Annotated in this window: 7 protein-coding genes; 1 reads left to right on the forward strand and 6 read right to left on the reverse strand. The window is 46.2% G+C overall.

Features of this window, described 5'->3' with window-relative positions; all coding sequences use genetic code 11:
* Positions 1–17: 17 nt before the first annotated feature.
* Both abc-f and DW039_RS17640 read right to left on the reverse strand, forming a co-directional pair.
* Positions 18–1979, reverse strand: a complete 1962-nt coding sequence (gene abc-f / locus DW039_RS17635) for a ribosomal protection-like ABC-F family protein (protein ID WP_035450317.1) — start codon at positions 1977–1979, stop codon at positions 18–20.
* Positions 1980–2083: 104 nt separating this feature from the next.
* Positions 2084–3577, reverse strand: coding sequence for an ATP-binding protein (locus DW039_RS17640; protein ID WP_005828554.1), 1494 nt, complete (start codon positions 3575–3577; stop codon positions 2084–2086).
* Positions 3578–3797: 220 nt separating this feature from the next.
* Here DW039_RS17640 and DW039_RS17645 point away from each other — a divergent pair, with 220 nt between their 5' ends.
* Entirely contained in the window at positions 3798–4646 is an 849-nt protein-coding gene (locus tag DW039_RS17645) for an AraC family transcriptional regulator (protein ID WP_005828555.1), read from the forward strand.
* A gap of 74 nt (positions 4647–4720) precedes the next feature.
* Here DW039_RS17645 and DW039_RS17650 read toward each other — a convergent pair whose 3' ends face one another.
* The 4 genes from DW039_RS17650 to DW039_RS17670 all read right to left on the reverse strand — a co-directional run bounded on the left by DW039_RS17650 (position 4721) and on the right by DW039_RS17670 (position 9909).
* The gene (locus DW039_RS17650; RefSeq protein WP_165853118.1) at positions 4721–5497 is read right to left on the reverse strand and encodes a class I SAM-dependent methyltransferase; all 777 of its coding nucleotides are present in this window, start codon (positions 5495–5497) and stop codon (positions 4721–4723) included.
* Positions 5498–5730: 233 nt separating this feature from the next.
* Positions 5731–6063 (reverse strand): DUF3795 domain-containing protein, encoded by a 333-nt coding sequence (locus DW039_RS17655; RefSeq protein ID WP_005834939.1) that lies wholly within the window; start codon positions 6061–6063, stop codon positions 5731–5733.
* A 453-nt stretch (positions 6064–6516) separates the two neighbouring features.
* A complete protein-coding gene (locus tag DW039_RS17665; RefSeq protein WP_005828584.1) occupies positions 6517–7428 on the reverse strand; it encodes a nucleotidyltransferase in 912 nt (303 codons plus the stop codon).
* Positions 7429–7554: 126 nt separating this feature from the next.
* Positions 7555–9909 (reverse strand): BamA/TamA family outer membrane protein, encoded by a 2355-nt coding sequence (locus DW039_RS17670; RefSeq protein WP_117887494.1) that lies wholly within the window; start codon positions 9907–9909, stop codon positions 7555–7557.
* Position 9910: the final 1 nt, after the last annotated feature.

Genomic DNA, 9910 nt, shown 5'->3' on the forward strand with positions numbered 1-9910 from the left:
CATATAAAATATAATAGTTAGTGATTCTCCAACTCTACAGTAGCCGCGTCCCACTCTTCCATCACGCGGTCAAGCTGCTCTTTCAGTTTTTGGTGCTGCTCATAAAGCGACATGTCCGAAGCACCTTCCGGTGTGGCCATCCTGGCCTCAAGAATGGCAATGGCAGCCTCCGTCTGCTCTATCTCCGCTTCACAATCGGCAACGCGACGTTCCAGTTTCTTGAGCTTCTTATTAAGCTCCTTCTGCTCCTCATAAGAGAGTTTGGCTGCCGAGGGTTGAACCGGTTCTGCACCAGCATTTCCCGATGCCGCCTTACCGGCAGTGGGCGAAGCGGAAAGTGAAGGGGATTTCTGTAACTCATTCAGGCTCTCTATCTGCTTCTTTTGCAGGAAATCATAAATTCCTCCCAGATGTTCCTTCACCAGTCCGCCACCAAACTCGTACACTTTAGTCGCAAGTCCGTCCAGAAAATCACGGTCATGGCTGACTATTATCACCGTTCCGTCAAAATCGCGGATAGCCTCCTTCAACACATCTTTGGAACGCATGTCAAGATGATTCGTAGGTTCGTCGAGAATCAGGAAATTCACCGGCTCCAACAGCAGTTTTATCATGGCAAGCCGGGTACGCTCTCCACCGCTGAGCACCTTCACCTTTTTATCCGAAGCCTCACCGCCGAACATGAAAGCACCTAGAATATCACGGATTTTGAGGCGGATATCCCCTACGGCCACGCGGTCAATCGTATCGAATACAGTCAGGCTCTCATCCAAAAGCTGTGCCTGGTTCTGGGCAAAATATCCAATCTGCACATTATGTCCCAGTGTAAGCTTACCGGTATAATCCGTAATCTCACCCATAATACACTTTACAAGCGTAGACTTACCTTCGCCGTTCTTACCGACAAAAGCAACCTTCTCTCCTCGGTTGATAGTCAAATTCACATCGTGGAAAACAACGTGCCCACCGTAGGATTTCTCCATATCCTCGCAGATAACGGGATAATTACCGCTACGGCTACTGCAAACAAACTTCAGGCGCAAAGAGGAGTTGTCTTCCTCATCCACTTCGATGCGCTCTATCTTTTCGAGCTGCTTGATGCGGCTCTGCACTTGCACAGCCTTGGTAGCTTTGTACCGGAAACGTTCGATGAAATCTTCCGTATCTTGTATCTGCTTCTGCTGATTCTCGTAAGCACGTAGTTGCTGCTCCCGGCGCTCCTTGCGAAGCACCACGAACTCATCGTATTTCACTTTATAGTCGTAAATGCGTCCACAAGTTATTTCGATGGTACGCGTAGTGACATTGTTCAAAAAGGCGCGGTCGTGGCTGACAAGCACCACCGCATTGGCACGGGTGGAAAGGAAGTTCTCCAACCACTGGATACTCTCGATGTCAAGGTGGTTGGTAGGCTCGTCGAGCAGCAACACATCCGGACGGCGAAGCAACAGCTTGGCAAGCTCTATACGCATACGCCAACCACCGGAAAACTCGCTTGTAGAGCGGTCAAAGTCCTCGCGGCTGAAGCCCAGCCCTTGGAGCGTGCGCTCTATTTCGGCACGGTAGTTGGTGCCGCCCATCATCAGAAAACGTTCGTTTTCGTGAGTGAAGCGGTCAATCAGTTTCTGGTAATCCTCGCTGTCGTAATCGGTACGTTCGGCAAGTTGCCGATTCATGCGTTCGATGCCCGCCTGCATCTCAAAAATATGCTCGAAGGCAAGTTCAGCCTCCTGCATTACGGTGCGCTTGTCACTGAGTATCATCACTTGGGGCAAATACCCGATAGTACATTCGCGAGGAACGGCAACAATGCCGGCAGTGGGCTGCTGAATGCCAGCCAATATCTTGAGCATGGTGGACTTACCGGCACCATTCTTGCCGACAAGAGCTATACGGTCTTTCTTATTGATAACATAAGAGACGTCTTCGAACAGAGGAGTGGCATTAAATTCTACCTTCAGTCCTTCTACAGATATCATAGTGTCAATGAATTTATCGTTCAAGACTGCAAAGGTAGCGATTTTCAACGTTATACAATATCATACGCTCACATAATTACATCAAATATCCAAGAAAGAGAACACTACTCCCGCATTTCCTGCGGAAGGACAATTGCAAAGCGGCTCCCCTTGCCAAGAGTTGAAGCCACTTCTATTTTTCCATGAAACCTTTCAACGATAGTCCTGCAAATGGCCAATCCCAATCCCGTGCCCTGCACAAAAGCATCTCCCTTATAGAAACGTTCAAAAATGTGCGCCAGAACTTCTTCCGACATGCCAGTTCCCGTATCTTCCACAAAGACTTCCAATGTAGCAAAGTCCTTCAGCCTATACCCTATGGTTATGCGTCCTTCAGCAGTGAACTTCACCGCATTATTGATAAGATTGTTGACAACTTGCCCCAAACGCGTAGGATCTGTATAGATAACTGCCGCCCGGTCCGGAAGGTCTAGCAGTAACTCCACTCCTTTCCGAAGATTCATCTTCTGCGCACTGTAAATGCTTTCCAATATGCCATTTAAAGAAACCTTCTCAAAATGGAATTCCATCGTGTTCGATTCTATCTTGGACAAATCCAGAATATCTGAAATCAACACCATTAACAACTGGCTGTTCTTTTCAATCAAAGACGTAAATTCCATAATCTCCTGCCGCGACAAGTCGGCATCCCCACAAGCCAGTAGTGTAGAGAAGCCCACAATGGCATTTAGTGGCGTACGTATCTCGTGGCTCATATTAGCAAGAAATACGCTCTTCAACTCATCGCTACGTTGCGCTTTCTGCAAAGCCTCGTTCAATTTATTCTCCGTATCCTTGTATTTCTGCGTACTCATGCAAATACCGATGATACGGAACGGCAAATCCGTCAATTGCCCCACATAGGTAGATTGCGCCTCAAACCACTCCCACTTGCCGTCTCCCCTCCGTAGACGGTATTCCACTGGGCGTTCGTACAAATTACCATGCAACTGTAAAGCCAAAGCATCAAACACTCCCTTCCGGTCGTCCGGATGAATCAGAAATGCGAATTCCTCAGGCGTCAGCGTATAGTCACGCGTAGGAATCCCCAAATATTCAAAATAACGCGGTTCTATAATCATCAGATTATGTTCCATGTCGAAAGACCATTGAAATATCTGGGTGCGGCTCAGCGCAATATTCAGCAAATGCTTCTGTGTCCGTTCTTCCAACACATTCCTGAAATAGAGTACAATCCTCACCAATTGTCCATCTTCATGAATTCCCACCATAGCACCTTGTATCAGAAAACTGATACCACTCTTCAATTCACGTATAAAGCAATTGATATCTAAGGGAATAATCCGCACATCCCTCTCCCGAAGTTGCAGCAAAAGGTCTTCTAACACATTCTTTTTATCACATACCACTTCCAATAAGTCAGTGATACGCCGCCCTATCACATACTCATTCAAATGGAGTTCATTCATCACCTGCTGATTCAGACGCCAGATACAATCTTCCAAATCAATCATAATAATGCTGACGGGCCATGAGTTGAACAACTGCTCGGAGATGGCATTTATTATACGTACTTCTTGAGGAACATTCGGATTCATCAGAATTGTTTTATCATACAAGGAGCAAAGTTCGGGCTAAAATGCTTATGCCACAAACAAACCCTTATAAATCAATATTCCGTTTTAGCATGTATATATTCTATTATTCACAACTTTACCTTATTTAACAGAGACAAATTGAGCGTAATATTGATTTTAACTGTTATCTCTGTCATTTATACATTATTATCCCCCATTTTTGTGTCTTAAAATCTCCAACATGAATATATCCGAATTCAATATAAATGCCGAGTTCATTGCCTGCAATCATATCACAACCAATGAACTGAATCCGCTAGTGGAAAAGCCATACCACACCAAGGCCAGTATCTTCGCTCTATGCACCAAAGGAGTTCTGAAAACCATCATAAACCATACTCAATTCAGGGTTGAAGCTAACACCCTCCTAGTTATTCCTCCCGAGACCTTCGTACAATTGCTACACACGTCAGACGATGCTGAAATATATGTCGTCATATTTTCCCAACAACTTATCCAGAGTTCAGGGGCCGGCAAGGTCATGATGGATAAGTTTCACATTATAGGCAAACACTATATTTTTCCTCTATCGAAAACGGACTTCCAGCTTTATGCCGAGTTCATGACCTATTTGTCACACCTCTACCAAAGAACAGAAAGCCCCTCAAGTCTAGTTTCATTGCAAACTCTACTGACCTATCTGTTACAAGGTATATCCGAACTCTGTCCGGAACGCCCTAGAATAAAAGAGACTCCGGGCAGCAGGCATTTCAACCAATACCGCATTTTTATCCGATTGGTACACACAGACTATGTCCGGGAGCATCAAGTGTCCTATTATGCATTGAAAATGAATATGAGACCGGCAGCTCTTTGCCGCCTTGTCAAAAAGGAATCAGGACATACAGCCATGGAAATCATCAACAATACTATCATCATGGATGCCAAAGCACAACTTTGTACCGCCAACACTCCGATAAAGGATATAGCCGTGAGTCTAGGTTTTAATAATGCGGCCTTCTTCAACAAATTCTTTAAACGTCATACGGGAATACCTCCTCAGAAGTTCCGCACATCCTCAAAACAATAAAATCCACTCAAAACACAAAATGCGGATATTCTGCCATGAGAATACCCGCATTCCTCAATAAGAGAAGTCTGCCATCAACCTACCTTCTTAGCAATAAAAAACACATAACCGTAGAATTCCTTATATTTGCCGTATAGTTCATCCTCAATCATTTGGAGTGAGCTGAACTCTTCGGCAATTTTATTACCGGCATATTTCTTACGGAAAATCTCCTGAGCCGCAACCTTTGAAGCAAAGTAATGCTCTGTCCAGCAATTCTCCGGCAGAATGAATGTAGCAACGGGGAGATAACCCGCCTTGTACAACTTGGCTACCTGATTGGGAAGTGTATCCATTTCAGAATAGGCGTCCATCCAGAAGTCATTGATTTCCGCAGGACGTTCGTCCGTAAACCATGAACTCTCGGATACGGCAATATACCCTCCCGGTTTCAGATATTTACGCCACTCCTTCAAGCCACGTTCAAAGCCGATGTTATAGATAGCACCTTCACACCAAATCATATCCAGCTCCTCCTCACCGAAAGGGAGGGCATCCATTGAACCGACAATTCCTTTTACTCTGTCCTGCAAGCCCAACTGCCTTGCATTACGGTTGAAGATGTCAATAAAGCCGGGGAAAAGGTCAATTCCGGTAATCCGCCCCGGCACATGCCCGGCTACTACCATTGTCTGGCCACCCGTTCCACAACCTATATCGGCAATAAGGGATTTATCAGTAAGGCCGTCTACAAAGCTCAATGCCTTCAACGTCGCTTCGGGACTGCCAGGGCCTTGCCGTTCCATATTGGAGAAAAAGTCACAGATTAGACTAAGTTCGAAATCGTGGATGGTTTTATTTTCGTTACTCATTTTCTTACTATATTTTGCATATACGGAAAGTATCACAATACCTTCAGCATAATACGCGGATTAAACTTTAATTATAACAATAGAGAAACACTCTCGAAAGAAGTTATCCGAGAGTAAACGAAAGGGACAATCTGTGCAAGGAACACAGATTGTTTACAAAACCAAATCCGATTTAAATGTCTTTGTCATACTGCAAAGATAAGCAATATTTTATTTAATCAAAGAATTTACGGTTAATAAAGATTTTCCTTTGCACCGGGTGCATGCTGAAGAACGGCACCTACCACCTGGCAAGTTTCCAGTTCCTTACAGTCACCGCAAGTATTGAAACCTTTTTCGTACACACATTTGCGGATAGCACAATAATCGCTGCAATAGGCAAACTTCACCCCGTCTGCACGGCACCCCATACAATGGATGGTTTCTGCCGTAATTTCCGGCGTATTGTTCAGCACACTCCACTCTTTGGCGGTTTTCTCTCTCAGCTCATCGTCATTATTGACAGTGGCTATACGGGCGGCGCAATTTTCGCAATCCAGTCCGCAACATGCAATTAATTGTTTCATCACTTGGTTATAACGATTTATGTTTGAGGATATAATGCCCTTTTTCCCGCACATCGATTCAGTAAGCCCAAAACTCACCCCATACCTTGGAACAGACACTCATTTACCGACAGTCCTCAGCGCTTTCTTAACGATATACTTGGTCTCTTTCGTTTCACTTTCCCAACGCCTGCAAAGCTTCCTTACAAATCCGGATTGCGTCTTACTTGCATCATTTAACCAATTCCCTACGCTGTTCCGGACATACTTGGAGTAATCTGATTTCAAAGGTTCCAATATCGGTGAGCCCAATGCAGGGTTCTGTTCCAACATTTCAGTATGCTTGCACCAGACACCTCGTGAACAGAAAACAGAAGAACAAATATAGCTCTGGCAAACGCCTTCCCCATATTTGTCCTTTTGTTCTTTTACCCAAATAAATTAATGCGAATCAAGTTATCCTTCCGTCTTACTTTAGAACAGCTTCGCAGGATACTCACCCGCATCCACCAAAGCCTGAATCTTGTCGACTACACTCTGACGGTCTTCGGGATAAGTCACACCGAACCACTTGCTGGTTGTATCGAGCACTTCGCAGGTAGCAGTGCCATTGTTAATCAGCTTATCCACCATCAGCGGGATGAAGAATTCGCTTTTCAGATTCTCCATATTCTTCGGGTCGCTCAGGAAGCTCTTGAAAAACTCTGCACTGTAAGCAAAGTAATCGGGAGTAAAGCCCCAGAAGTTCATGCTGACCGGAGTCGTCTCGGGAGTGGCAGTCCATTCACCGTTATCATCGATGTACTTCACCTCGCCGTCCATACGCTGAATCTTGGTACGCTCTACTACAGAAGTCAACAAGTTGTTTGCATCCGTTCCGCACAAACCACGGGATACGGTACCGCTTTCGCTCAATGTATTACCGATGCGGAAGCCTACCATGGAATATACATTTTTGGAACCTTCGGGAAGGGCTGCAAGAAATTTGCCCATTACCTGGAAGGAATCACGACCGTAGAAATCGTCGCAGTTGATAACAGCAAACGGTTCCTTTATCACATCGGCACCCATCATTACAGCATGGTTGGTTCCCCAAGGTTTGGTACGGCCTTCGGGGCAGGTGAAGCCTTCGGGAAGGTCATCGATGGACTGGAATACCAGTTCGCAGGGGATATGGCCTTCGTATTTGGAAATAATCTTGTCGCGGAAATCCTGCTCAAAATCTTTACGAATTACGAAAACGAGCTTTCCAAAACCGGCATTGATGGCATCGTAAATAGAATAATCCATGATAGTTTCGCCATTCGGGCCTAGTCCGTCCAATTGTTTCAAGCCACCATAACGGCTGCCCATGCCGGCTGCCAATAAGAATAAAGTTGGTTTCATATTTAGTTATTATTTAAAAAGGTTAGTATATCACAGTTGATAACGGCTGCAAATGTACAAAAATTTATGGCTGACAGAAGGGAGTTTTAGTTCATTCTTTACCACTATCCGTTCAAAAAGGTACATTTAGAACGGATAACCGATGGCAAAATGCAACGCCATGCTGTCCTTGAACTTGGGAATATTATAATACCCCGACTTCCCGGTATCATACGGGTCGTGAAGCCCGATACCCAAATCCAGACGGAAAACAAGAAAGTCCAAATCGTAACGCAAGCCAAATCCCGTGCCCAAAGCAATCTGTTTCGGGAAATTCTTCAAGGTGAACTCACCGTTCGGGCGATTTTCGTCCTTACGCATCAGCCATACATTGCCGGCATCCAGAAACACCGCTCCATGCAAGTCGGCAATCATACGGAAGCGATACTCGATATTGGCTTCTATGCGAATATCACCCACGTGGTTGATATAGGTATATTTTCTGTCCGTCTCGGGAGGATAGCCGCCCGGACCTATACTGCGTGCAGAAAAGGCGCGCACACTGTTGGCACCGCCGATATAGAACTGTTCCGTATAAGGTGCAGTCGTAGCGTTGCCATACGACCATATCACCCCTCCGGCAATACGCGAGGCTATCATTTGGTTCTTGTCTATCCGGTAATGGTACCTGAATTCCGAGTTCAGCTTCAGGAACTGTGCAAAAGGTACCCCGAAAAGCTTCTTTCCTTCCTCACTGAACGGCTTGCCGAAAATACGGTAGACGGCAGAAGTCAGGTTACCGGCCGACGCAACGGTGGTCTGCCACCAGATGGGGTTACGCTTGCCGCGCACGGAAGCGTTGTCATAAGTATAGGTGTACTCCATGGCAGGAATGAACTGGTCGCGCAAACTAACGTAGAGTGCCGGATTCTCGGCACGCAACGTATCGAAAGCGGCAGTAGGATTACGCAGCACATTGAATGTCAAACGGAAAGGAGTTATACTGTGCCTGGAAGTCGATTTGGGCTGGAAGTCATAAGTGACATTACCGCCAAAAGCCAGCAGCTTATAATACTTGGCACGGTTCATCTGGTCGGCATATAAACGGAAAGTCGTTGTAGCCGGGAAGTCATACTCACGGTCGCCCATCCTAGGAAACACCACGCGCGGAAAGATGAGAGAAGTGGAAATCCCCAGTTCATAGCTGTTCATCAGGGAAGAACTTGACTTGCCCGTCTGCCATTCGTACGAACCGTTCAACTTCACATTCCAGCTTTCACCGCCACCGAAGACATTGTTCTTCGTCACCGTAAAAGCGGCACCCGGTCCCGTCTGGTTATTGCTCTTCATGGTGACATTAAAATCCAACTCCGCATCGTAGGGTTTATCGAGCGCGGCAATGACCCTCACATCCAATGTATCAGACACAAACGCCGTATCACGCGGTATATACTGCATCTCCGCATAACGGAAAATACCGACGCTTGCCAGACGCTCCTGAATACGGGTCTGACGGTACAAACTATACAAACTCTGCATAGAACGCTGGCGGGCAATACCTGCGCTGTCCTGTATCTGACGTTTCCGCCGATAACCTTGATAGTTCAACCAACGGTAAAGCATGTTGGGACGTACCGGAGGTTTGTTGTAGTAATGTATGGTCAAGCCTTTGTAATCCATGCTGTCATTGGGTTCCTGCCCCTGCTTTCCAAGAAGATAGACGGATTTACGCCCCACACGGAACTGCTTCTCGGCTACCTTTGGCATACCGGGAACGGGAATCAAGCGCATCTGGACATGCCCATTGGGAACTATCATGGTATCGGCCTGATAGGTCAGGTAGTCGGGACGGAAATAATAACAGCCCACATTACGCAGCAGGGTACTGATACGGGTACGCTCCCCATCCAAATCAGCCACATTGAATTGTTCTCCCGAACTGATAAGGGAACGTCGGCGTCCCAGCTCCATAATGCGAGTGGTACGCTCGCTGAAACCACGATAATATACCGTATCTATAAAGTAGGGGTTACGCATGTTCACCGTATATTGCAACTTTGCCTTCAGCGAGTCCTTCGGGTCGATAAATGTCTTGTAGCTGACGCTTCCGTTGAAATAGCCATAATCGCGCAGCAAGTTAACCGCCGCCTTCTGGCGTATATCGGGATTCACCGTAGACATAAGCACCGGAGTGGCGGCAAATTTATTGAATATCCACTTTCCGAATCCCTTCTCATACTTCTGGAAACCATTGTAAATCCACAGTCCGAAAGGAAAGGGATAGCGGATAGTAGAGCTTCCCAGCAACGAATTGTTCGGTGCCGTAGCAAGGGCGGCTTCCACCTCTTCCATAGCAATCTCACCAACAGACGTTTCACTGCGGTTCAATACAATCATTGGCTTTTGGCCGGTATAGAGTATCTCCCCCTCGGGCAAGTGCTTCGTGGTGGAGCAACCTGCCAGAAATATCAATCCTGCAATATATAATATCAGTCGTTTCATA

The sequence above is a fragment of the Bacteroides sp. AF39-16AC genome, from assembly GCF_003602735.1.
Taxonomy (GTDB): domain Bacteria; phylum Bacteroidota; class Bacteroidia; order Bacteroidales; family Bacteroidaceae; genus Bacteroides; species Bacteroides uniformis.